Annotated in this window: 16 protein-coding genes and 1 pseudogene; 4 read left to right on the forward strand and 13 right to left on the reverse strand. The window is 58.5% G+C overall.

The window, feature by feature from the left end; all coding sequences use genetic code 11:
- Positions 1 to 35: 35 nt before the first annotated feature.
- The 9 genes from recC to rppH all read right to left on the reverse strand — a co-directional run bounded on the left by recC (position 36) and on the right by rppH (position 9,961).
- Positions 36 to 3,416, reverse strand: coding sequence for an exodeoxyribonuclease V subunit gamma (gene recC, locus B4056_RS01120; protein WP_288653527.1), 3,381 nt, complete (start codon positions 3,414 to 3,416; stop codon positions 36 to 38).
- Between the two features lie 36 nt (positions 3,417 to 3,452).
- Positions 3,453 to 3,749: a prepilin-type N-terminal cleavage/methylation domain-containing protein gene (locus B4056_RS01125; RefSeq protein WP_113655886.1), complete on the reverse strand. Its 297-nt coding sequence runs from the start codon at positions 3,747 to 3,749 to the stop codon at positions 3,453 to 3,455.
- Positions 3,750 to 3,771: 22 nt separating this feature from the next.
- Complete coding sequence (locus B4056_RS01130) at positions 3,772 to 4,200, reverse strand: DUF2509 family protein (RefSeq protein WP_094111699.1); 429 nt, start codon at positions 4,198 to 4,200, stop codon at positions 3,772 to 3,774.
- Positions 4,197 to 4,736, reverse strand: coding sequence for a prepilin peptidase-dependent protein (locus B4056_RS01135; protein ID WP_039379955.1), 540 nt, complete (start codon positions 4,734 to 4,736; stop codon positions 4,197 to 4,199). The genes B4056_RS01130 and B4056_RS01135 overlap by 4 nt, the downstream gene beginning before the upstream one ends.
- The gene (locus tag B4056_RS01140; RefSeq protein WP_094111700.1) at positions 4,727 to 5,197 is read right to left on the reverse strand and encodes a prepilin-type N-terminal cleavage/methylation domain-containing protein; all 471 of its coding nucleotides are present in this window, start codon (positions 5,195 to 5,197) and stop codon (positions 4,727 to 4,729) included. The genes B4056_RS01135 and B4056_RS01140 overlap by 10 nt, the downstream gene beginning before the upstream one ends.
- A 189-nt stretch (positions 5,198 to 5,386) precedes the next feature.
- Positions 5,387 to 6,181, reverse strand: coding sequence for a thymidylate synthase (gene thyA / locus B4056_RS01145; RefSeq protein ID WP_039379962.1), 795 nt, complete (start codon positions 6,179 to 6,181; stop codon positions 5,387 to 5,389).
- A complete protein-coding gene (gene lgt, locus B4056_RS01150) occupies positions 6,178 to 7,059 on the reverse strand; it encodes a prolipoprotein diacylglyceryl transferase (protein WP_039379964.1) in 882 nt (293 codons plus the stop codon). The genes thyA and lgt overlap by 4 nt, the downstream gene beginning before the upstream one ends.
- Before the next feature lie 112 nt (positions 7,060 to 7,171).
- Entirely contained in the window at positions 7,172 to 9,418 is a 2,247-nt protein-coding gene (gene ptsP / locus B4056_RS01155; protein ID WP_039379967.1) for a phosphoenolpyruvate--protein phosphotransferase, read from the reverse strand.
- Between the two features lie 12 nt (positions 9,419 to 9,430).
- The gene (gene rppH, locus B4056_RS01160) at positions 9,431 to 9,961 is read right to left on the reverse strand and encodes an RNA pyrophosphohydrolase (RefSeq protein ID WP_039379969.1); all 531 of its coding nucleotides are present in this window, start codon (positions 9,959 to 9,961) and stop codon (positions 9,431 to 9,433) included.
- 685 nt (positions 9,962 to 10,646) lie between these two features.
- Here rppH and mutH point away from each other — a divergent pair.
- From mutH to B4056_RS01175, 3 genes are all read left to right on the forward strand, one after another.
- Positions 10,647 to 11,333: a DNA mismatch repair endonuclease MutH gene (gene mutH / locus B4056_RS01165; protein WP_039379971.1), complete on the forward strand. Its 687-nt coding sequence runs from the start codon at positions 10,647 to 10,649 to the stop codon at positions 11,331 to 11,333.
- A 226-nt stretch (positions 11,334 to 11,559) separates the two neighbouring features.
- Entirely contained in the window at positions 11,560 to 11,778 is a 219-nt protein-coding gene (locus B4056_RS01170) for a YgdI/YgdR family lipoprotein (RefSeq protein WP_039379973.1), read from the forward strand.
- 143 nt (positions 11,779 to 11,921) lie between these two features.
- Positions 11,922 to 12,962 carry an NADP(H)-dependent aldo-keto reductase gene (locus B4056_RS01175; protein ID WP_039379975.1) on the forward strand — a complete coding sequence of 347 codons (1,041 nt, stop codon included), beginning with the start codon at positions 11,922 to 11,924 and terminating at the stop codon, positions 12,960 to 12,962.
- 492 nt (positions 12,963 to 13,454) lie between these two features.
- Here the strand turns inward: B4056_RS01175 and lplT are convergent, their stop codons facing one another.
- The 4 genes and pseudogenes from lplT to B4056_RS01195 form a co-directional block, all read right to left on the reverse strand.
- Positions 13,455 to 14,654, reverse strand: a complete 1,200-nt coding sequence (lplT, locus tag B4056_RS01180) for a lysophospholipid transporter LplT (protein ID WP_288653533.1) — start codon at positions 14,652 to 14,654, stop codon at positions 13,455 to 13,457.
- Entirely contained in the window at positions 14,651 to 16,801 is a 2,151-nt protein-coding gene (gene aas / locus B4056_RS01185; protein ID WP_094111703.1) for a bifunctional acyl-ACP--phospholipid O-acyltransferase/long-chain-fatty-acid--ACP ligase, read from the reverse strand. The genes lplT and aas overlap by 4 nt, the downstream gene beginning before the upstream one ends.
- Positions 16,802 to 17,149: 348 nt before the next feature.
- Entirely contained in the window at positions 17,150 to 18,880 is a 1,731-nt protein-coding gene (locus tag B4056_RS01190) for a penicillin-binding transpeptidase domain-containing protein (protein WP_039379981.1), read from the reverse strand.
- Between the two features lie 274 nt (positions 18,881 to 19,154).
- Positions 19,155 to 21,427: pseudogene (locus B4056_RS01195) on the reverse strand (molybdopterin guanine dinucleotide-containing S/N-oxide reductase).
- Between the two features lie 194 nt (positions 21,428 to 21,621).
- Between B4056_RS01195 and galR the strand changes: the two are divergent.
- Positions 21,622 to 22,623, forward strand: coding sequence for an HTH-type transcriptional regulator GalR (galR, locus tag B4056_RS01200; RefSeq protein WP_039379986.1), 1,002 nt, complete (start codon positions 21,622 to 21,624; stop codon positions 22,621 to 22,623).
- The last annotated feature ends 105 nt before the right edge of the window (positions 22,624 to 22,728 follow it).

The following is a 22,728-nucleotide window of genomic DNA, read 5'->3' on the forward strand; positions in this document are numbered from 1 at the left end:
ACATATTATTCTGGCGTAAGCGCGACGCTTAGCAGCTATTTATCATCCTGATGGGCGAGACGTACCGGCAGATACCACTGCCGTGCTGCAGCGATAATCGCCTGCAGCATCTCCTCATTCAGCGTGCGATTCAGGCGCTGGAGATAAGGATCGCTGCCCTCCCCCTGCACCTGATAGCCGCCCTGCCACGCCTGCAGCAGCTTATTCAGCGCCTTTTTCTGCGTGGCGTCATCTTCCAGCAGCTGGCCGCTTTTGCGATCGAAGCTCGCCTCCAGCCAGGCGCCGCCGCTTTTGTTTAACAGCAGCAGCGGCTGCGCCAGACCCTGCTCGCAGGCGGCGGCATACTCTGCCAGCAGCGACTGCGCCCGGTCGGCGGCTACGGCATGAAAGCGCCAGCAACTCTGTTTACGGCCATACATCCGGCTTACGCCGCTGCCGCCCAGCGCACAGTAGACCAGATGCTCCAGCCACAGCTGCAGTCCGTCATTCATGTTCAGCACGCCAGGCCGCCAGCGCAGCAGGCCATCAGCCTGCACCTGCGTCAGCCAGCCGGTCAGCCGCACGGTATCGAGCTGCAGATTTACCTCCTGACTCTCTGCCGGCAGGCGCTCTCCGGCGACTTCCGCCGCAACCTCCTGCATCTCTTCGGTCTGGCTCTGCCAGAAAAGTTCACCAAAGGCGCCATAAGGCAGGTTACCTGCTGCGCGATGATGCGCATAGAGCTGCTGCGGATCCTCGCCGTTCACCAGCGCATTGAGCAGCTGCGCGTTTAACTGATAGCGCTCAAGGCTATCAGGTGCAAAGGGCTCGCTATCGGGCAACTCACTCTCTTCTGTCCAGAATGAGACGCCAAGACGCTGCTGAAACCAGGCGCGAACCGGATGACGCCAGAAGCGCAGCAGCTGTTCCAGCGTCACAATCTCCTGCGTTTTCACCGCCAGCGGCTGCACGAAGTCGGGCTGTGCCACGCCGCGGCCGGTAGCCGCCGGCAGCCATTCGGCAGCAAAGCTCTGCCGGTGAGTGTCAGGCGCAAAATTCTCTGCGGCAAATGGCATGCGGCTGTGCAACGTTTGTAAGTGCTCACGTATATGCTGTTCACTGATGTCCGGCTCGCACTGCTCATCGCCCGGCAGGCAGAAACTCTGCCCCAGATAATCAAGCAGTTCCGTGACCAGCACTGAGGGATAGCGCTCGGTGTTATCCTGAATCGCCCGGCCGATATAGCTGATATAGAGCTGCTGCTGGGCTGAAATCAGGGCCTCAAGGAACAGATAGCGATCGTCATCGCGCCGGCTGCGGTCGCCTTTGCGCGTCTGCTGCTGCATCAGGTCAAACCCTACCGGTGCCAGCGTGCGCGGGTAGACGCCATCATTCATACCCAGCAGGCAGACGATTTTGAAGGGAATTGAGCGCATCGGCATCAGCGTACAGAAGTTTACCGGACCTGCCAGAAAACGCTGGCTGATGCGCTGCTGATCGAGGCGTGAGCGCAGCTCATCGCGCAGCAGCGTCACCGGCACCGGCTGCTGATAAGCAGATCCCATACCCTGTTCAATGATCTCTTTCCACTGCGTCTCTACCAGCAGCAGCGCCGCCTCGCTTTCGGCATCCCCGCTGAAAAAGCTGTCAATCAGCTCACGGCACAGCGGCAGCCACTCCGCCAGCGTGCGCTCACCGGCCAGCCGGCTGCGCCAGGTATCAAGCTGCATCAGCAGCTCGGCCAGATGTCCCGCCAGCTCTGCGATCAGCCCGCTTGACTCATCGTAAGGCAGGATCCCCTGCCAGTCACCGTTGCGGCTCTCAAGCGCATAGCCCAGCAGCATACGCTGCAGGCCAAAACGCCAGGTGTGCTGGCCGGTAACCGGCAGCGACAGCGCTTCAATGCTGGCATCGTCCAGCCCCCAGCGAATACCGGACTCCATGACCCAGCGGCGCAGCAGACGCAACCCGCTCTCATCCACGGAAAAACGCTGCGCCAGCGCCGGCACTTCCAGCAGCGCAAGGATCTCCTCTGAGGCGAAGCGACTCTCCGGCAGCGTCAGCAGACTCAGCAGCGCCAGAATGGCCGGATGAGCCTGACTGGCACGACGGTCAGAAATGGCAAATGGCAGATAGCGATCCGGCGGTGCGCTGGCAAATGCCGCCTGAATAAAGGGCGCATAGCTATCGATGTCTGCCACCATAACGATGATATCGCGCGGCTTAAGCTCAGGATCGGCCTCCATCATCGCCAGCAGGTGATCCTGCAGCACCTCCACTTCACGCTGTGCGCTGTGACAGATCTGCAGCGTGATGGAGCGATCGGCCGGATCGAGAGGGCGCTTCTCTGCGCTGTTCATCAGCTCTCCGGCACTCAGACCAATCACCGCGCGATCGTCAAGATTCAGCAGGTCAGCCTGCAGGTTGTGCAGCAGCGTGTCATCAGGCAGATCGACAAATGCATCGATATCGTTGGCGGCTGACTCCATCTGGCTGAGCAGAAACAGGTTGTCGCGTCCCAGCTTTCCCCAGGAGGCGAGCAGCGGGTTTGTCAGCTGCTGTTCACCGCTGCTGTTAAACAGCGTGGAGGCGGCTTCAGGTTCGCGAAACAGCGGCAGCGTCTCCTCTGAATGCAGACGGCGGCGCTGACGGCTCTGCAGCTTTGCCAGAAACGCGTAATCCTGAATATCCCCCCAGTAGTGGCGGCAGGGATTAGTAAACAGCAGATGAATATCGATATGGCGGCCCAGCGCTTCAAGCGCCTGCAGGTAGACTGGCGGCAGCGCGGAGATACCGCAGATAAATACGCGCGGCGGCAGGCCAGGCGGCGTGCTTTCAGCCCGTTCCAGCGTTTCAATAAAGCGGGCGTACAGATTGGCACGGTGCCACATCGGCTGACCGAGGCTTTCCGTAAAGCTGACCAGATCGCGCCAGAGCGCTGCCTGCCACTGCTGAGCGTCACCCAGTCCCTCAATCAGTGCACCACGCTCCCAGCTGTTGAGCCAGTCAGCACGATAGACCAGATACTGGTCAAAGAGGTCGGCGACGCGGGTGCTGAGCTGGTAGAGCTTACGCTTGTCGTCGTCATCCTGCAGATAGAGCCGCAGCGACTGAAACGTTTCCTGCTCCAGCAGCACCGGCAGGCGCTGCATCAGCTTCCAGCTCATGTTGGCTTTAGTAAAGGCGCTCTCTTCCGGGATCCCCGGCAGCACCTTCACAAACATGCTCCAGATAAAGGTGGCAGGCAGTGGGAAATCGATATTTGCGGCAATGCCAAAGCTGTTTGCCAGCTCCATCTGCAGCCACTGCGCCATTCCCGGGCTCTGTACCAGCACCTGTTCAGCCGCAAAAGGATCGGCGAGAGGCTGGTTTTCAATCAGGATGCCTGCCAGATTTTTCAACAGATCGAGCTGATTGGAGTGGTAAACCCGGAACATAATTCTCCTTTAACAAAGCAGTACCCTACAGCCTGGTCACTCTACCCTTAAACGGCGGAGATGCCTATTAATCTGGTCATCTTCGTGACATTTCAGCCGTGCCAGCATCGCTGTGCGCTGATGCGGGCCGGTCACGGTCACCCGCTCCAGCGTGCAGCTACCTGGCAGAATCTGCTGCTGGCGCTGCGTGTGCCAGCCCGCTGTGTCATGACCCAGCAACGCCTGCTGCGCAACCTGCCACGCCTGTCGCTGCTGCCACTGCTGGCTGAACCCCAGCGTCAGCGCACGCTGATAGTGCAGCAGCGTCGAGATGCTCAGCGCCAGCAGCAGCATGCCCACCAGCGCCTCGGCGAGGCTAAATCCCCGCTGTAACTGCCTCTCCCGGACACGCCTCCGGCGCGGCCAGCGGGCAGAAGTCAATCCAGCCGTGCGGCAAGGCCAGCACGCGCGTTCCACGAAGTTCAACCCAGCGGTAGAGCCAGAGTGCGCTGCCTGCCTGGCGCGCGGATAACAAGCCATGCCCTTCCTCCCTGCGCAGCAGACAGCTCTGCCACTGCGCGGTTGTCCACTGCTGACACTGCCAGCCTTCAGCCGGCGACCACTGCTGCTGCACTCCCCAGCGTAGCGCCGCCTGCGCCTGGCTGTGATGCTGAAAGTAGTGCTGCGTATCGGCAACCAGCACCATGCTGCGGCTCAGCTGCTGGCGGGTCGCATGCAGCGTTACGCCTCCCAGCAGCAGCAGCATCATGACCATGCCGAGCGTACTGTTGCCCCGCTGGTTCACAGATTGATGCCTTCGATAACGCGTACCAGCGTGACCTGCTGCTGACCTGCACGTGCCGCCAGCTCCAGCCGCAGGTAGCGCTGCTGACGGCTGACCTGAAACCGTTCCAGCAGCATAAATGCGGGATCGGTGATGCGCTCCCAGCCGCTACCATGACACGCCTCAACGCCGCGCTGCATCTCCAGCTGCCCGCTACGCAGACGATAGCCGTAGTAATCACTGTCGCTATGCCCCGCTCCCTCCCAGCGACCGTTGCTGTTCTCATCCCAGCGCAGCAGCACACAGCTGCCGCTGTTTGCCAGCGTCAGTGGCGCACCGCTGCAGGTTCCCCGGCAGTAGCCCGCCCGGCGCAGCGCTTTTTCCAGCATGCCGGCTATCTGCTCCAGCTCCTGCTGCAGCTGTACCCGCTGCTGCAGCCGCAGATTCTGTTCCAGCAGCAGCGGCAGAAAACGCCCCAGGCTAAGCATCAGCATGGCGCTTATCGCCAGCGCAATCAGCGTTTCCAGCAGGCTGAACCCGGCCTGAGCTACCCGCACGTCGCTGCTTCCGGCTGGCAGAGACGAACACGCGCGCGGGCAGAGATGATTGCGCGCCAGCGCCCGGCAGCGCTCGTTATTTCCACGCTACCGGCGCGCGCTACGTCTCTGCGCCCGTAAAAACCGGGTTCGCCCGTCAGTGCGCTGAGGTGTATGCCTGCATACGGTGGCGTGAACCACCAGCGCGAGGGCGTCGTGCAGCCTGCAGGCGGTACGGGGCCGGTACCGAGACAGCCCCCCTGACCCGGCTGCAGCCAGAGCTTTAGCTCGCGATTATGCCAGCCCGCATGCGCACGCAGCTGCAGCAAAAACGCCTGCAGCTGCAGCACACTTTCGCGCAGCTGCTGCTGCTGCTGCCAGCGCTGCCACCCCTGTATCACCCCGCCGCTCAGTACGCCTGTGATGAGCATGACGATCAGCAGTTCCGGCAGGGTAAATCCGTGATGATTATCTCTGTTCATGACGTCACTCTGCCGTCAGCGCAGCAGCGCTACAAGCGTGACAGTTGTGCGGTCAGGAGGGGCTCACAGACGTGCTTCATCCGCTACAGAGAGAACCATTTTTTTGTGCGGCAGCGTCAGAAAAGCGTGGCCGGACAGGCAAAAAAAAGCCCTGCACAGCGGCAGGGCTCAGGGGCGTTCGGGAGCAGATCAGACTGCCACAGGGGCCTTGATGGCAGGATGGGGATCGTAGCCTTCTACCTCAAAATCCTCGAACTGATAGTCGAAAATTGAGGCTGGCTTACGCTTAATCACCAGCTTCGGCAGCGGACGTGGTTCGCGCGTCAGCTGCAGGCAAGCCTGCTCCAGATGGTTGCTGTAAAGGTGGGTATCGCCACCGGTCCAGACAAAATCACCCACTTCCAGATCGCACTGCTGCGCGACCATATGCACCAGCAGCGCATAGCTGGCGATATTAAACGGCAGGCCGAGGAAGATATCGCACGAACGCTGATAGAGCTGGCAGGAGAGTTTGCCGTTCGCGACGTAGAACTGGAAAAAGGCGTGGCACGGAGCCAGCGCCATCTGATCCAGCTCGCCCACGTTCCAGGCTGAGACAATAATGCGGCGTGAGTCCGGATCGCGTTTCAGCTGCTCAATGACTCTGCTTATCTGATCGATCTCTGCGCCAGAGGCGCTGCCCCAGCTGCGCCACTGCTTGCCGTAGACCGGACCTAAATCTCCGTTTTCATCCGCCCACTCATCCCAGATGGTGACCTTGTTCTCTTTCAGATACTGAATGTTGGTTTCCCCTTTCAGGAACCACAGCAGCTCGTGAATGATAGAGCGCAGGTGCACTTTTTTGGTGGTGACCAGCGGGAAGCCTTCCTGCAGATTGAAACGCATCTGGTGGCCAAAAATGGAAAGCGTGCCGGTACCGGTACGGTCGGCCTTTTCTGCGCCTTCATTCAGCACATGCTGCATCAGTTCCAGATACTGTTTCATTTTACCTCTCGGGTTTGTTGCTGCGGACGACGACGATACGCCCAGACCATCATGATAATGCCCGCCAGAATCATCGGCACAGAGAGGATCTGCCCCATGCTGATACCGCCTTCAAACAGCCCCAGCTGCGCATCCGGCTGACGGAAAAACTCGACAATAATGCGAAACGCGCCGTAACCAATCAGGAACAGTCCGGAGACACTGCCCATTGGACGCGGTTTGCGAATAAACAGGTTGAGAATAAGAAACAGCACTACGCCTTCCAGACACAGCTCATAGAGCTGGGAGGCGTGACGGGGCAGTACGCCATAGGTATTCAGCAGCTGCTGATACTGCGGGTTATTCACCGCTAGCGCGAGATCTTCACTGCGCGATCCCGGAAAGAGCATCGCGAATTTAAAATCGGGCGCCACGCGGCCCCACAGTTCGCCATTGATAAAGTTACCGAGGCGACCCGCGCCAAGACCAAACGGGATCAGCGGCGCAATGAAGTCAGACACCTGGAAGAAGGTACGTTTCGTGCGACGGGCAAAAATCAGCATGACCACAATCACGCCGATAAGGCCACCGTGGAAGGACATGCCGCCATCCCAGACCTTGAACAGGTAGAGCGGGTTTTCCAGAAACAGCGGCAGATTGTAAAACAGCACATAGCCGATACGACCACCGAGAAAGACGCCGAGGAATCCGGCATAAAGCAGGTTTTCCACTTCGTCTTTCGTCCAGCCGCTACCGGGCTTGTTGGCGCGGCGCACCGCAAGCCACATGGCAAAAACAAAGCCCACCAGATACATCAGGCCGTACCAGTGAAGCGAAATCGGTCCGATTGAGAAGATCACCGGATCGAATTGGGGAAATGAAATGTAGCCGTTATTCATTATTCACCATCGATTTTTCTGCCCAACGCGGGCGTGGCTAAAGGGCCAGACAATAAAAGGCTGCGCATCATAGCACAGCCGCTTTTCACAGTTTCCGCAGAAATGTAAACCGTTAACGACCGCCGCGAATCAGTCCACCCAGACCGCGACGCTCCATAAATGCCGCAACCAGATGACGCACTTCCGAAGCGGTATGCGCTGCAATGCCCTGCTGGCTTAGCTTCTGTACTTCCTCCCGATCCAGATGTCGCAACAGGTACTTCACCCGCGGAATATTTTTGCCGTTCATGCTGAGATGATGATAGCCAAGCCCGACCAGCAGCGCGACACACATGGGATCGCCCGCCATTTCACCACACAGGCAGAGCTCAAGTTTGGCTTCCCGGGCTTCACGCGCAATGGTATGCAGCGCGCGCAGCATGGCGGGATGCAGCGGATCGTAGAGGTTTGCGACCCGGGTGTTGTTGCGATCCACCGCCAGCAGATACTGCGTCAGATCGTTGGTGCCGACCGAGATAAAATCAACGCGGCTGGCCAGATGCGGGATCATAAACAGCATTGAGGGCACTTCGATCATAACGCCGATACGCGGCCGGGGAATGGGATAGCCCAGTACCTCCTCCACTTCACGTCCGGCGCGATCGATCAGCCGGCGCGCGTCATCGATCTCATCAATATGGCTGATCATCGGCAGCAGAATATTGAGGTTTCCGGAGGCGACGTTAGCGCGCAGCATGGCCCGCACCTGGACCAGGAAGATCTCCGGCTGATCGAGCGTCAGGCGAATACCGCGCCAGCCAAGACACGGATTCTCTTCGCTGATTGGCATATAGGGCAGCTGTTTGTCCGCGCCGACGTCCAGCGTGCGCAGCGTGACCGGCTTATCGTAAAACAGCTGCAGCATGCCCTGGTACTGCGCCACCTGCTCCTCTTCTGACGGGAAGCCGCTTTGCAGCATAAACGGGATCTCAGTACGATAAAGGCCGATGCCATCGACCCAGCTGTCCAGCGCCTGCTCATGCTCCGGGCTAAGACCGGCATTGAGCATGACCTGCACCCGCTCCCCGCTTTTCAACTCACCGGGCTGATCCACCACGCCTTCCGCCATTTTGCTCAGCGCGTTCTCTTCGCTGATCAAACGCTGATACTCCTGTACCAGCACCGGCTCAGGATCGATCAGGACTTCCCCGCGATAGCCATCAACGATCAGCTGCCGCTTGTTGAGCTGCACCGGCAGGATATCGGCACCCATCACGGTCGGGATCCCCATCGCCCGCGTCAGGATCGCCGCATGTGAGTTAGCGGCGCCGTCGCGCACGACCACGCCTGCCAGCCGCTCATGCGGCAGCTCGGCCAGCGTCGTGGCCGTCAGCTCATCGGCCACCAGCACAAAGCGCTCCGGCCAGGCGTTGGTTCCCACCAGCGTATCATCAAGATGAAACAGCAGCCGCTGCCCCAGCACCCGCAGATCGCCAGCCCGTTCGCGCAGATAGTGATCCTGCAGGCTGGCAAACTGCGCCGCAAACTTTTCGATCACGGTTTTTACCGCCCACTCAGCCACCGATCCGCGCTCGATCTCCGCAAACAGATCTTTTTTCAGCCGCGCATCGGTCAGCAGATGCGAGTAGAGATCGAAGATTGCCGCGCTCTCTTTCTGCACGCCGGCCGCAAAGCGTTTACTGAAACGGCGGAATTCATTGCCCGCTTCCCCCATCGCCACCACCAGCCGCTCGCGCTCGCGCTGGGGATCAAGGGTTGATGCGGCAGAAACCTGATCCAGCAGCGGCTGTGTTTCATCCACCCAGCCGATCGCCACCGCCACGCCCGGAGAGGCGGCAATCGCTTTAACACGGGTTTGCCGGAACTGGCCAAATAGCTGGCCGAGCTGTGACTGTGAGAGCAGCCCCGCCATTTGCGTGGCGAGCGTCACCAGAAATGACTCTTCACTCTCATCAAACTGACGGTGTTCGCGCTGCTGCACCACCAGCACGCCCAGTAGCTGGCGACGACTGATAATAGGTACACCAAGGAAAGAGCGATAACGCTCTTCTTTTACGGCAGGAATATATTTAAAGCTGGGGTGACTCTGCGCATCGGCCAGGTTAATGGGTTCAGCAAGCCGGCCAACCAGGCCGACAATGCCTTCATCAAACGCCAGTGCGATCGTACGGCCGCGCGGTTTTTTCAGACCGCGGGTCGCCATCAGGTAGTAGCAGTGTCGATCGTGATCGGCGAGGTAAACCGAGCAGACCTCGGTCTCCATCGCCAGGCAGATTTCGTTAACCAGAATGTCGAGTGCTTCATTCAGACGCGGTGCACCCGCCACTTTTTCTACTATTTCGCGCAACTGAGTGAGCATAAGGGGCGTGGCCTATCCTCTTTTACGACGGTGGGCAACAGGGTTATTGCGCTGCCCCACACTCTCCTGCATCGACATTACCACGCCAGCAAACTCTTTCATGACGCGCCGGTAAACATCGCGCTTGAAGGAGACCACCTGACGTACCGGATACCAGAAGCTCACCCAGCGCCAGCCATCAAACTCGGGTGTGCTGCTGTGTTGCACATTGATATCCGCGTCATTACACATCAACTGCAGAAGAAACCACTTCTGTTTCTGGCCGATACAGACCGGCTTTGTATCCCAACGCACCAAACGTTTAGGCAACTTGTAACGTAACCAGTTACGGGTTGAAGCAAGTATTCGAACATCTTTGCGGTGTAAACCCACTTCTTCGAACAGTTCGCGATACATCGCCTGCTCTGCGGTTTCACCCGGATTGATGCCTCCCTGAGGAAACTGCCAGGAGTGCTGTCCAAAGCGCCTGGCCCATAACACTTGCCCCTGCCTGTTGCAGATTACGATACCAACATTCGGGCGGTAGCCATCATCATCGATCACTGGACTACCTCAAAGCTTAATTTGAATGGTCTGATTGTTTCACACTCCTTACAGGCGGTAAACCACTGGATAAGCCGGACCTCCGCAGAATAAAAAAGAGTTAACCCACAGAGATGACTTAACTTATAAACAGTTACCCTGCCTGTTGTGCGATCTTATGCACTTTTTCTGTGGATAGCTTTGTGCAGAACGCGGTAATTAACTGCAGACAGTTTAACGCCAGCGCAAAACAGAGGATTCTTATCCTGATAAATATATGATTATAATTAATAACTTAATTAAAAAAATGGTGTCAGTCCGAAAGGTTTTTTTTAGCGCGGGTCAGACAAAGAGAGACGTGTGATTAAAAAACAACCGCCGTTGTTTTTATCCACAAGGAATGCCCTAAACCTGGTCAGATGATGCAAAAAAATCGCGCATTGCGGTTCAGCAGGCCCTGTAAATAGAAACAGGGATCGGCTCAGGACGGGCTTATCCCATTTATCTGTGGATAACTTACACTGATATCCTGTTTATTGTGGCGGACAAATCGGGATAAACTGTCTCTCTGAACCGTACCTGCTGCTGCAGTCATTCAAAAAAGCAGTGTGAATCATGCTATTATGACGCCCGTTCAGAAAGAGGCGATGTGGACAACCTGCCCGCCCGCAAACTGATTATTTTTTAACCAACTCAGATATTGATCATGACATTTCACGATCCTTTGCCCGGTTCCCCGATAAGTGAAGAAGAGTTGCTGCAGCGTGCGCATCAGCTGGCCGGAGAGCGGCTGGAAACCCTGGCAGCCCGGCTTAACCTGCCGGTACCTGATAATCTTAAACGCGATAAAGGCTGGGTCGGCATGCTGCTGGAGCTGCACCTGGGTGCCAGCGCCGGCAGTAAAGCGGAGCAGGATTTTGCGCATTTGGGTATCGAGCTTAAAACCATTCCGGTTGATGCTCAGGGCAGGCCACTGGAGACCACCTTTGTCTGTGTGGCGCCGCTGACGGGTAACAGCGGCGTGACCTGGGCGTCAAGCCATGTGCGCCATAAGCTGGCGCGGGTATTGTGGATCCCGGTTGAGGGCGAGCGCACGATCCCACTGGCTGAGCGTCGGGTGGGTACGCCCCTGCTCTGGCAGCCAGACGCAGAAGAGGAGCAGCAGCTGCGCGCCGACTGGGAGGAGCTGATGGATATGATTGTGCTGGGGCAGGTCGAGCGTATTACCGCCCGCCACGGCGCCTGGCTGCAAATCCGTCCCAAAGCAGCCAACAACCGGGCGCTGACGGAAGCCGTAGGTGAGCATGGTGAACGCATTATGACGCTGCCGCGCGGCTTCTATCTTAAAAAGCACTTTACGGCTGCGCTGCTGGCGCGCCATTTTTTACTGTAATTCACTACACGCTCTCTTATACCGCACATTTTCCGACGTCTGGTTTTGCCAGCGTCCGCCAGCTAACGTTACACTCTTCAGGTGCTGAGCAACCAGCAGGAAACGTGCCTGCTTGTCAAGCTAATGCACGCTATCTCTCGCTTTTTTAAGAATCATGCGATTACTTCGTCAGGTAAAAGCATTTATTACTACACTTTTGCAGTTGGAGCAGCTCAGGGAGCGGATAATGAAAGGGTTAGCGGGTGTAGCAGGTTTACTGCTGGCAGCGTCAGTGCTGAGCGGTTGCAGTAGTGACTATGTGATGGCAACAAAAGATGGCCAGATGATTATGACCGAGGGCAAGCCCTCGATCGATAAAGAGACCGGCCTGGTTGAGTACACCGATCGGCAGGGTCACGTTATGCAGATCAACGGTGATGAAGTTTCCACCATCATTGAACGTTAAGTGCCAGATTACCCGGCCTGCACGGCGTTTTCCTCCGTGCAGGCGATTTCCCGGAGTTTCCCCTCTTCCTTCCTCTGTGTCAGACAGGCTATAGTCCGAAAGGACAGAACATTCCGTTTCATAATGAAAAAAGGAAGCCGGCAATGCATTATCACCGTATCCCCCATAGTACGCTGGAAGTCAGTCAACTGGGGCTAGGCACGATGACGTTTGGTGAGCAAAACAGCGAAGCCGACGCCCACGAACAACTCGATTACGCTGTGAGCCAGGGCATCAATCTGATCGATACCGCAGAGATGTACCCGGTTCCGCCGCGTCCTGAAACCCAGGGATTAACTGAACAATACATTGGCAGCTGGCTGAAAAAGCGCGGCAGCCGCGATAAAGTGATCCTCGCCAGCAAAGTCGCCGGGCCGGTTCGCGGCAGCGACGCGCTGATCCGCCCGCATCAGGCGCTCGATCGCAAAAACATTCGCGAAGCGCTGGATGCCAGCCTGAAGCGTCTGAATACCGACTACCTCGATCTTTATCAGCTGCACTGGCCGCAGCGCCAGACTAACTACTTTGGCAAGCTCGGCTACGAGTACAGCGAAAGTACCGCGACCGTGACCCTGCTGGAGACGCTGGAAGCGCTGACCGAACAGGTGCGCGCCGGTAAGATCCGCTACATTGGCGTTTCGAATGAGACTGCCTGGGGCGTAATGCGCTATCTGCAGCTGGCTGAAAAACATGAGCTGCCGCGGATTGTGACGATTCAGAACCCTTACAGTCTGCTGAACCGCAGCTTTGAGGTTGGGCTGGCCGAGATTAGTCAGCATGAAGGCGTGGAGCTGCTGGCTTACTCAAGCCTCGCATTTGGTACTCTGAGCGGCAAGTACCTGAATGGCGCGAAGCCCGCTGGCGCCCGCAACACGCTGTTCAGCCGCTTTACCCGTTACAGCAGTGAGCAGTCGCAACAGGCGATCGCCGCCTATGTCGACCTGGCAAAGCAGCATAATCTGGATCCATCGCAAATGGCCCTCGCCTATGTGCGCCAGCAGCCGTTCGTTGCCAGTACCCTGCTGGGCGCGACCACGCTGGAGCAGCTGAAAACGAATGTGGAGAGTTTTAATCTGACGCTGAACGCCGATGTGCTGGAAGCGCTGGAAACCATCCACCGGCAGTATACCTATCCCGCACCGTAATTTTTCAGGGTTATATGAATACGGCGGAGATTAACGCAAGGGCGTCATTAATGACGCCCTTTTTGATTGCGGTGAAATCGTATAAACGCAGGTGCATCGATACATACGCCAGGGTCGCATAAATGCGACCCCTACGGGAATGTTGAATCATGCGATGGGAATTCCCAGGGGCATCATTAATGACGCCCTTTGAATGCACCAGGGCCGCATGAATACGACCCCCTACGGGAATTTTGAATCATGCGATGGGAATTCGCAGGGGCGTCATTAATGACGCCCTTTGAATGCACCAGGGCCGCATAAATGCGACCCCTACGGGAATGTTGAATCATGCGATGGGAATTCGCAGGGGCGTCATTAATGACGCCCTTTGAATGCACCAGGGCCGCATGAATACGACCCCTACGGGAATGTTGAATCATGCGATGGGAATTCGCAGGGGCGTCATTAATGACGCCCTTTGAATGCACCAGGGCCGCATAAATGCGGCCCCTACGGGGATACGGGACGCGATTTCCACCACAGCAGCGCGATTGCGGCGGCAAATGCTATGCCAAAGCCTGTGCCGGTGGCAATCGCCGGGGCACCGAGCTTAATCGCCAGGGTATAGAGACCCAGCATCAGCAGCATGGCGCTATTCTCGCCGAGGTTCTGCACGGCAATTGCATTACCTGAACCCACGCTCGCCTTACCGCGCTCCTGCAGCAGTGCGTTGAGCGGCACCACAAAAAAACCGCCCAGGGCGCCGATCGCCATCAGCAGGAGATAAGCGTTCAGCAGCGTGGTTTGCAGCGAAAACAGCACCACCATCACTCCTATCAGCACCCCTGCCGGCATACAGCGCCGCACCGTCTGCAGCGTCACCAGCTTAGCCGCCGCCGCCGCGCCCAGTACAATTCCTATCGCTACCATGGCGTTGAGCATGGTGGGCGTTTTGTTATCGGTAATGCCTAAGGCCACCGGCACCCAGAGCACCAGCAGGAAACGCAGCGTGACCCCTGCTCCCCAGAACAGACTGGTACCCAGCAGGGAAAAACGCGTCTCGCCGTTATGCCACAGCTGGCGTGCTGCACCGCTGAAGCTGCGCAGCATCCTGAGCGCATGCCAGCTCTGACCGAGACGCGCCGCACTGAGGCGGGGAATGAAGAGATTGGCGACGACCGCCAGCGCGTAGGTCAGCGCACAGGCGGCCAGCGCCATCAGCAGATGCCAGTCCGCCAGTATCCCGCCCGCTACCGAACCGAGCAGAATGGCCGCGATGGTCGATGCCTCCATCAGCCCGTTGGCTTTCACCAGACGTTCACCGCTGGTGATTTCCGTCAGAATGCCATACTTCGCTGGCGAGTAAGCGGCCGCGCCGATGCCCACCAGCGTATAGCCGAGAAACGGATTGAAGCCGAAGCAGATGGTCAGCGCCCCCAGCAGCTTCAGGCTATTCGCCAGCATCATCACCCGTCCTTTGGCGAAGCTGTCGGCCATCTGCCCGACAAACGGCGCCAGCAGAATATAGGTGGCGACAAACAGCATCTGCAGGACCGGCTGGCTCCAGTCGGGGTAGAACTGATTTTTCAGCACTGCCAGCGTGGCAAACAGCAGCGCGTTATCACCAAAAGCGGAAAAAAACTGCGCCACGATCACGGCAATCATACCGCGCGACAGCAGCGGAGCGCGGGCCTCCCCATGCTGGCTCATGCTCTCTCCTCTTCAGCCAGCTGCTTCAGGCTGACGTAGTCTGGCTTACCGCTGCCGAGCATCGGCAGCTGTTTCATGACGCGGATATCGCGCGGCACCGCCAGCTCTGGCGCACCGGTTTCACGCGCCGCCTGCAGCAGCTGCTCGCGCGTCAGCTCGCTGTCGGTGGTAAACAGCACCAGCGCTTCGCCGCGATTACCGTCCGGACGCAGCGAGGCGGCATGCTGTTTTTCACCGGAGGCTTTCAGCGCAATCTGTTCAACGCTCTCCAGCGACACCATCTCACCGGCTATCTTGGCAAAGCGCTTCGCCCGGCCCTGAATCTGACAAAAACCGCCCTCATCGAAACTGACAATATCACCGGTATCATACCAGCCCGCCTCCATTACACCTTCGCCGTTGTCCGCCACGGGCGGTTCCAGCACGCCGGGCGCGTCAACACGCAGATAACCATTCATGATATTCGGGCCGCGCAGCTGCAGCCGGCCACCCTGCTCAATGCCCGGCACTGAAATCAGACGGGAATCCATGCCGGGCAGCAGACGGCCAACGGTATGCGTGCGGGCAGCCATCGGCACGTTGATCGCCACAACCGGCGCGCACTCGGTGACGCCATAGCCCTCAAGAATACGAATACCGTATTTCTCCATATAGAGCTGGCGCGTGCCTTCCTGCAGCTTCTCCGCACCGGCTACCACGTAGCGCAAACGGGCAAAATCATAGGGGCTGGCGAAGCGCGCGTAGTTACCCAGAAACGTTGACGTACCGAACAGAACGGTGCAGTTGCGGTCATAAACCAGCTCCGGCACGATGCGATAGTGGAGCGGACTGGGATAGAGGAAAACCTGCGCCCCGGTGAGCAGCGGCGTGAAGAGCCCCACCGTCAGGCCGAAGGCGTGAAACAGCGGCAGCGCTGACATAAAGCGATCGCGCGGCGTAAAGTCGGCCACGGTGCGGATCTGCTCGACGTTAGCCAGCAGGCTCTTATGAGAATGCACCACCCCTTTAGGATGGCCTTCCGAACCAGAAGTAAACAGCACCATCGCCGCCTCTTCCGGCTGCTGCGCCAGCTGTGCCCGGCGCGGCAGCAGCAGATGGCCGAGGATCCACAGCTTATCCTGCAGCGTTACCGTCTCTTTAAGATCTTCGAGGTAAATCCATTCGACTTCAGTCAGCCCCTGCGGCAGATGCCACAGGTTGCCTTTTTCCAGAAACTGGCGTGAGGTAAACACGGTTTTTACCTGCGAGGCGGTCAGCGCGGCACGCATGCCGCTGACGCCAGCCGTATAGTTCAGCATGGCCGGAACGCGCCCGCGCATGGATGCACCGAGGATCGCTGCAGCGGTCACGGTAGCATTAGGCAGCAGCAGACCAATATATTCTCCCTGCTGGCTATAGCGCTCAAGAATACGTCCCACCCCGAGCGCCTTTTTCAGCAGGCCGGTGTAGCTGTCCGGCTGAAAATTTACATCTTCAATACAGGCTTTGGTCAGTCCGTAGCGGGTACGCGCGCTGAGAAAAGCTTCGTAGAGCGTTTCGCGCGGGCGCACCGCCATGCGCGCTTCCATCATAATATGGTGCAGGTGTTCACCTGCCAGCACGCGCCGGTCGCGGGCGCGTTTCGCCTCCGGCATCGGAATATGGGTCGCTGGCAGCACGCTCAGCGTAATCCGGGGAAACAGGCGGCGCTTAAACACCCCGCCAAGACGGCCAAACGGCGTGTACTCCGCTCCCTCAATGCGCATCGGCACCACCGTCGCGCCCGATTTCGCCGCCACAAAGCCGGCACCGCTGTAGATCTTCATCAGCGACCCGGTCACGGTGATACGACCTTCCGGAAAAATCACCACCGGGCGGCCGGTATTAATCATGCGAACCAGATGTTTGATTGACATCGGCTTAGTGGGATCGAGCGGGACAAAGTCGATAATCGGCTTCAGCAGGCGCATATACCAGCGGGTGCTGATAGCAGAATAGACCGCAAATACCGGCCTGATCGGTAAAAACAGCGCAACCAGCACGCCATCCAGAAAGGACATATGATTAGGCGCGATCAGCACTTTCTCTTTATGCAGCGCCGTAAGATCGCCGCGCAGCTCCACGCGCCATAGCAGGCGACAGAGAGTGCGCAAAAGGGTAAATAGCATGCCAGCTCCTTAGCAAGGTCAAAAATGGTAATTACCTTGCAGGATTTGCCGGGCGGCGACAAGTACAGAGCAGAATTAAAGCGGAGTCCCTGACAAACAGCGACGCGGGGCCGCAGGAAAAAAAGATAAAAAAAACCCACGCGTCTGCGTGGGTCGGTGCAACCGAACAGGGTTATACCTGCAGTGCAGGTATCGCTGCCGCAGCAGCCGATCTTCACACCAATCATACCTCTGGGATCGCTATCGTCGCGCAGCACCCTGCGAAATAACAGCGGCTAAACGCAACCGTATTCAGCGAAATGCAACCAGGTATGAACAGCGCAGCCTGATGGTTACATTTTGATTTAGCTAGGATTTATCTGACGGTGGCTTGCTGTAAAGCGCATCCGGCGCAATGTTCATGTGCTTCAGCACCGGTCCCATAATATTGCCGAAGATGGGCGCGGCCACCGAGCCGCCGAAGTGATCGCCCGCGGTCGGATGGTTGATCATCACTACCAGCGCCACCTCCGGGTGGCTGGCTGGCGCGATCCCGGCGGTATAGTTCACGTAACCGCCATCATATTTGCCGCTGCTGCCCATCTTCTCTGCGGTACCGGTTTTGGTCGCCAGGCGATAACCTGGTACCGCAGCCTTGATACCGGTGCCGCCCGGCAGCACGTCACTCTCCAGCATATGCACCACGGTCTGTACAATCTGCGGATTGGCTACCTGTTTGCCCAGCACCGGTGGCGTGACTTTGGTTATCGACAGCGGACGATAAACGCCAAACGAGCCCAGCGTGGCATATTCGCGCGCAATCTGCAGCGGCGTCACGCGCAGGCCGTAACCAAAGGAGAAGGTTGCACGTTCAATGTCCGCCCAGCGCTCGCGATGCAGCGGAAAGTAGCCCACGCTCTCGCCAGTTAATCCCAGTCCGGTAGGCTTGCCGAGACCAAATGCCTGATAGGTGTTGACCAGCGCTTCCGCCGGCATCGCCAGCGCAATATGCGATACGCCGATATCACTCGATTTTTGCAAAATGCCGGTCATGGTGAGACGCGGCCAGTGGCCGACGTCGCGGATAAGATGGCCATTGACGCTGTAGGGGGTGGTATCAATCACCGAGTCAGGCCTCACCAGATGGCGCTCCAGGCCCTCCATCACCACCAGCGGTTTGACCGTTGAGCCGGGTTCAAAGCTGTCATTGATAGCGACGTTACGCATCTGGGCGGGTGTCGCCTTGTCAAAATTATTCGGGTTGAATGAGGGATACGATGCCATTGCCAGAATTTCACCGGTATCGATCTTCACCAGCACCGCGGCGCCGGAGTCCGCTTTGTTCAGCAGCACGCCGTCGCGCAGCCTGCTGTAGAGGGTAAACTGATCAAACTTGTCGATGCTGAGCTGCACCGTGGGCGGTTGCTTCGGCGGCTCATAATCGATCATCGAAATGATATTGCCCTCGCCATCCTGGCGATAGACCTCTTTGCCTGGCTCGCCCTGCAGCACCCGATCAAACCCTTTCTCCAGCCCGTTAAGCCCGTTGCTGTCAGCTCCCACAATGCCAATCAGCGGCGCAGCCGCTTCACTCATCGGATAAAACCGGCTGTCGTTATAGACCGAGCTGATCCCTTTCAGGTGCAGTTCGGCGATATCTTTGGCGATCCCCAGCTCAATCTTACGTCCCAGATAGAGAAACCGCTTTTTCGGGTTAGCTGTAATCTGCGCCTGCAGATCTTCCGGCCGCATGCTGAGCGCCGCCGCCAGATAGCCCCACTTTGCGCTGCTGAAGTCGGGATTCGCCTCCAGCACCCGTTTAGGATCGGCGATGATGTCGCGCGACGGTACGCTCAGCGCCAGCGCCTGGCCATCGCGATCCAGCAGCGTGCCGCGATTCGTGGGCAGCGTAACGGTGCGCAGCGAGCGCTGATCCGCTTCATGCTCCAGCATCGGATGGTTGATCAGCTGCAGATCGCCGACGCGGGCGAGCAGCAGTCCCATACAGGTCAGCACGCCCAGACAGATCAGACGAAAACGAAACGGGTTAAACGGGGCTTTAATCTGGTCTTTACCCAGAAATTTTTTAATCGGAGGCATAGCATTCCGCTGCGGTGAGAGTCGTTATCCAGACTGGTTATCGGCTGTTATAAAGAAAGGCCTGGCAAGTTGACAGGAAAACTGTGTTTCAGTTATTTGCAGAGATGACGGACAAAAAAAACCTGCGCATCTGCGCAGGTTGGTGTAATCAAGAAAACGTTTTGATGTTCACCCATCAATACCTCTGGGACCCTGACTGTAGCAAGCCAGCTGACAGCCCTGCACCTGCTTAAACGCAACAGTTGCCCGCAAAATGTAACCAGCGGTGAGATTGTTAGTGGTTTGTGCAACCGTGATGTTTTCTGACTTCGACCAGGCAGCTCATGGCGTTCGGTCCCTGCGTCAGGGAAGAGGTCCCGATATCCAGCGTCAGTACGTTCGGGTTGCCGGCGCGATCCCACGGCTGCCACGTGCCGCCAAAGCCGGGATCGAACCATGCACCGGTCGCGATAATCAGTACGCCCGGCGCGACGCCGTCGGTCAGGCGCACGCCGGCCAGCATACGGCCGCGCGCATTGCTTACCTCAACCACCTCCCCGTCGGCAATGCCGCGCTGCGCGGCATCCTGCGGATGCATCGACAGCGTCTCATGTCCGGCAGTTTTATTGGCCTGAACGGCAGGGGTTGCATCCAGCTGGCTGTGCAGCCGGTCGGCAGGCTGCACTGAGATCATATGCAGCGGATAGTCGCTGCTCAGCGGCGCACCCAGCCACTCCTGCGGCTCACACCAGGTGGGATGACCCGCGAAGTCATCCAGCTGATAGTCCGCAATGGTCTGGCAAAAGAGCTCAATTTTGCCGCTGGCGGTGGCGATGGGATGCGCCTGCGGATCGGCGCGAAACTCCTCCATAAAGATATAGGGTTTTCCGCCCTCGGGGATCTCCACAAACCCGCGCTCCCAGAACTCACTGAAGGCCGGGAAAGCGATACCGCGCCGCGCATGTGCCTGTGCGCACTGCTGATAAAGATGCTCAATCCACTGCATCTCGTTGCGCCCTTCCGTGAAGCGGTCGCGATAACCGAGGCGATCGGCGATGTCAGCAAAATATCGAAGTCGTTGCGTGCCTGATGCTGTGGCCTGACTGCCTGGTGCATCGCCAGCACAAAGCGATCGCGCGACGATCCGCCAATATCGTTGCGCTCCAGCGTGGTTGTCACCGGCAGCACAATGTCCGCCATCTGCGCCGCAGGCGTCCAGACAATATCCTGCACAATCACCGTATCGGGTCGCTGCCAGCCGGCGACCAGCCGGTTAAGCTGCTGGTGATGATGAAACGGATTACCGCCCGCCCAGTGCACCAGATGGATATCAGGATAGTGCAGCGTCTCACCGCAGAAGTCGTAAGGTTCGCCTGGCTGCAGCAGCATGTCGCTGATGCGCGCTACCGGAATCGCCAGATTGGCCGGATTAGGCCCGGTGCTCATCATCGGCGCCGGTCCCTCCTGACGCGGATTGCCTACGCTGTTCATTGAGCCATGCCCGAATGAGAAGCCTGCGCCCGGCAGGCCCGGCTGACCCAGCATGCAGGAGAGCGCAATCATCATCCAGTAGGGCTGCTCACCGCGGTGGGCGCGCTGCACGGAGTAAGCGCTGGTCATAAAGCTGCGCCTGCCCGCCAGCTGCTGTGCCAGCTGTGCGATACGTGCGGCCGGAATAGCGGTAATGGCGCTCGCCCAGGCTGCAGTTTTTGCCACGCCGTCGCTTTCGCCCAGCAGGTAAGCGCGCAGCTGCGGCCAGCCGGTGCAGTGCGTAGCGAGGAAGGTGTCGTCAGTGGCGCCGTTGCGCAGGATCTCATAGCCCAGCGCCAGCATCAGCGCGACATCGGTATTGGGGCGAATCGGGATCCATTCGGCGTTTAGCCACGCCGGACAGTCATCGCGCTGCGGGCTGATGTTGATTACCGGAGTGCCCCTGGCGCGCAGCTGCTCCAGCGCCGGCTTCAGGCTGTGCTGCCCCGCTCCGCCGGACGCGACCTGCGCATTTTTCAGCGCCAGGCCACCAAAGGCGACAAAAATCTCCGCATGCTCCACCACCTGCGGCCAGTCGGTTACGCGCCCGGTCAGCGGCATGTAAGTGCCAATCACATAGGGCAGGAAGAACTGGGCGGCGCCCCAGCTGTAGTTGCCCTGCTGATCGACCCCGCCGCCGCCCTGAAAATAGAAACGCCGCACCAGCGTCCGCGCATGGTTCACCCGTCCGGCCGAGGACCAGCCGTAAGAGCCGGTAAAGATGCCGGCTGCCCCGTAGCGCTCGCGTACGCGGCGGTTCTCTTCTGCGACCAGATCGAGCGCGGTATCCCAGCTGACCGGCACAAAGTCTTCACGCCCGCGCAGGGTGCGATCGCTGTTCTCGCGCGATTTCAGCCACGAGCGGCGCACCATTGGCTGGCGGATACGCCTGTCGGAGTAAACCAGCTCGGGGATAGTGTGGATCATCGGTGAAGGATCGGTATCGGCAAAGAAAGGTTCGCAGCCTGTCAGGCGACCATCTTCCGTCACGGCGGTAAAAGCGCCCCAGTGCGCCAGGTGCGGCACGCGTGTTTTCATGAGAGTGTCCGGCAGATAAACAGAGAATGCGCGGCAGCATAGCATGAGGCTGCACTCCGCCAGAAGCCTGCCTGTGAGCGGCTGATTTTCCGCGCTTTTGCGACAACGCTGGCATTCTGATCGCTTGCGGCCCAGGGGCTTTTCCGTAACACTGATGCGATGTGTAAACGTTTTCCCTGGATGTCGATAATTGCATGGCTACCATAAAGGATGTTGCCCGTATGGCCGGGGTGTCGGTTGCGACCGTTTCCCGTGTTATCAATAACTCTCCCAAAGCCAGCGAAGGTTCACGCCTCGCGGTAACCCAGGCGATGGAGCAGCTGCAGTATCACCCTAACGCCAATGCGCGCGCGCTGGCACAGCAATCTACTGAAACGCTGGGGCTGGTGGTGGGTGATGTATCCGACCCTTTTTTTGGCGCGATGGTAAAAGCGGTGGATGAAGTGGCAGGCGAGACCGGCAACTTTCTGCTGATTGGTAACGGTTACCATAATGAACAAAAAGAGCGGCAGGCGATTGAGCAGCTGATGCGCCATCGCTGCGCGGCGCTGGTGGTGCATGCCAAGAAAATCCCGGCAGACGATCTGGAGATGCTGATGCGTCAGGTGCCGGGTATGGTGCTGCTGAACCGGCTGATCCCGGGCTTTGAGTCACGCTGTATTGCGCTTGACGATCGCTATGGCGCCTGGCTCGCCACCCGGCATCTTATTCAGCAGGGCCATACGCACATCGCTTTTATCTGCTCCACGCACACCATTTCTGATGCAGAGGATCGCCTGCAGGGCTATTACGATGCGCTGCGGGAACACGGCCTGCCCTGTAACGACCGCCTGGTGGCCTGGGGTGAGCCTGATGAAACAGGCGGTGAGCAGGCGATGACGGAGCTGCTGGGCCGCGGCAAGTCTCTGACGGCCGTCGCCTGCTATAACGACTCGATGGCTGCTGGCGCGCTGGCGGTGCTAAGTGATAACGGCATCCGCGTACCAGAGGAGATGTCACTGATCGGGTTTGATGATGTGCTGGTGTCACGTTACGTGCGTCCGCGCCTTACTACCGTGCGCTACCCTATTGTCACTATGGCGCAGCAGGCGGCACAGCTGGCGCTGGCGCTGGCGCACGGCAGCGAGCTGCCTGAAGTCACCAATATGTTCAGTCCGACGCTGGTGCGGCGTCACTCGGTGGGTGGGCCTGGATAAGTGATGCGCCGGGAGCTTTGCGCTAAGCAGCGCGCGGCACCGGAGGGGTTCCGCCCGCCTGGCTTCTGGCAGTTTCAGCGGCATTCCCGCACGCGGACGGGCTAA

Source organism: Pantoea sp. UBA7232 (assembly GCF_002473195.1).
In the GTDB taxonomy this organism is placed as follows: Bacteria; Pseudomonadota; Gammaproteobacteria; order Enterobacterales; family Enterobacteriaceae; genus Pantoea; species Pantoea eucrina.

Bases quoted from the DNA above. Each gene is read 5' to 3' on its own strand.
- ptsP (WP_039379967.1), bottom strand. From the start codon at position 9,418: ATGCTCACTCAGTTGCGCGAAATAGTAGAAAAAGTGGCGGGTGCACCG.
- recC (WP_288653527.1), bottom strand. From the start codon at position 3,416: ATGTTCCGGGTTTACCACTCCAATCAGCTCGATCTGTTGAAAAATCTG.
- B4056_RS01140 (WP_094111700.1), bottom strand. From the start codon at position 5,197: ATGAACAGAGATAATCATCACGGATTTACCCTGCCGGAACTGCTGATC.
- B4056_RS01190 (WP_039379981.1), bottom strand. From the start codon at position 18,880: ATGCCTCCGATTAAAAAATTTCTGGGTAAAGACCAGATTAAAGCCCCG.
- thyA (WP_039379962.1), bottom strand. From the start codon at position 6,181: ATGAAACAGTATCTGGAACTGATGCAGCATGTGCTGAATGAAGGCGCA.
- B4056_RS01175 (WP_039379975.1), top strand. From the start codon at position 11,922: ATGCATTATCACCGTATCCCCCATAGTACGCTGGAAGTCAGTCAACTG.
- lplT (WP_288653533.1), bottom strand. From the start codon at position 14,654: ATGAGCCAGCATGGGGAGGCCCGCGCTCCGCTGCTGTCGCGCGGTATG.
- lgt (WP_039379964.1), bottom strand. From the start codon at position 7,059: ATGAATAACGGCTACATTTCATTTCCCCAATTCGATCCGGTGATCTTC.
- aas (WP_094111703.1), bottom strand. From the start codon at position 16,801: ATGCTATTTACCCTTTTGCGCACTCTCTGTCGCCTGCTATGGCGCGTG.
- galR (WP_039379986.1), top strand. From the start codon at position 21,622: ATGGCTACCATAAAGGATGTTGCCCGTATGGCCGGGGTGTCGGTTGCG.
- B4056_RS01125 (WP_113655886.1), bottom strand. From the start codon at position 3,749: ATGCTGCTGCTGGCGCTGAGCATCTCGACGCTGCTGCACTATCAGCGT.
- B4056_RS01170 (WP_039379973.1), top strand. From the start codon at position 11,560: ATGAAAGGGTTAGCGGGTGTAGCAGGTTTACTGCTGGCAGCGTCAGTG.
- mutH (WP_039379971.1), top strand. From the start codon at position 10,647: ATGACATTTCACGATCCTTTGCCCGGTTCCCCGATAAGTGAAGAAGAG.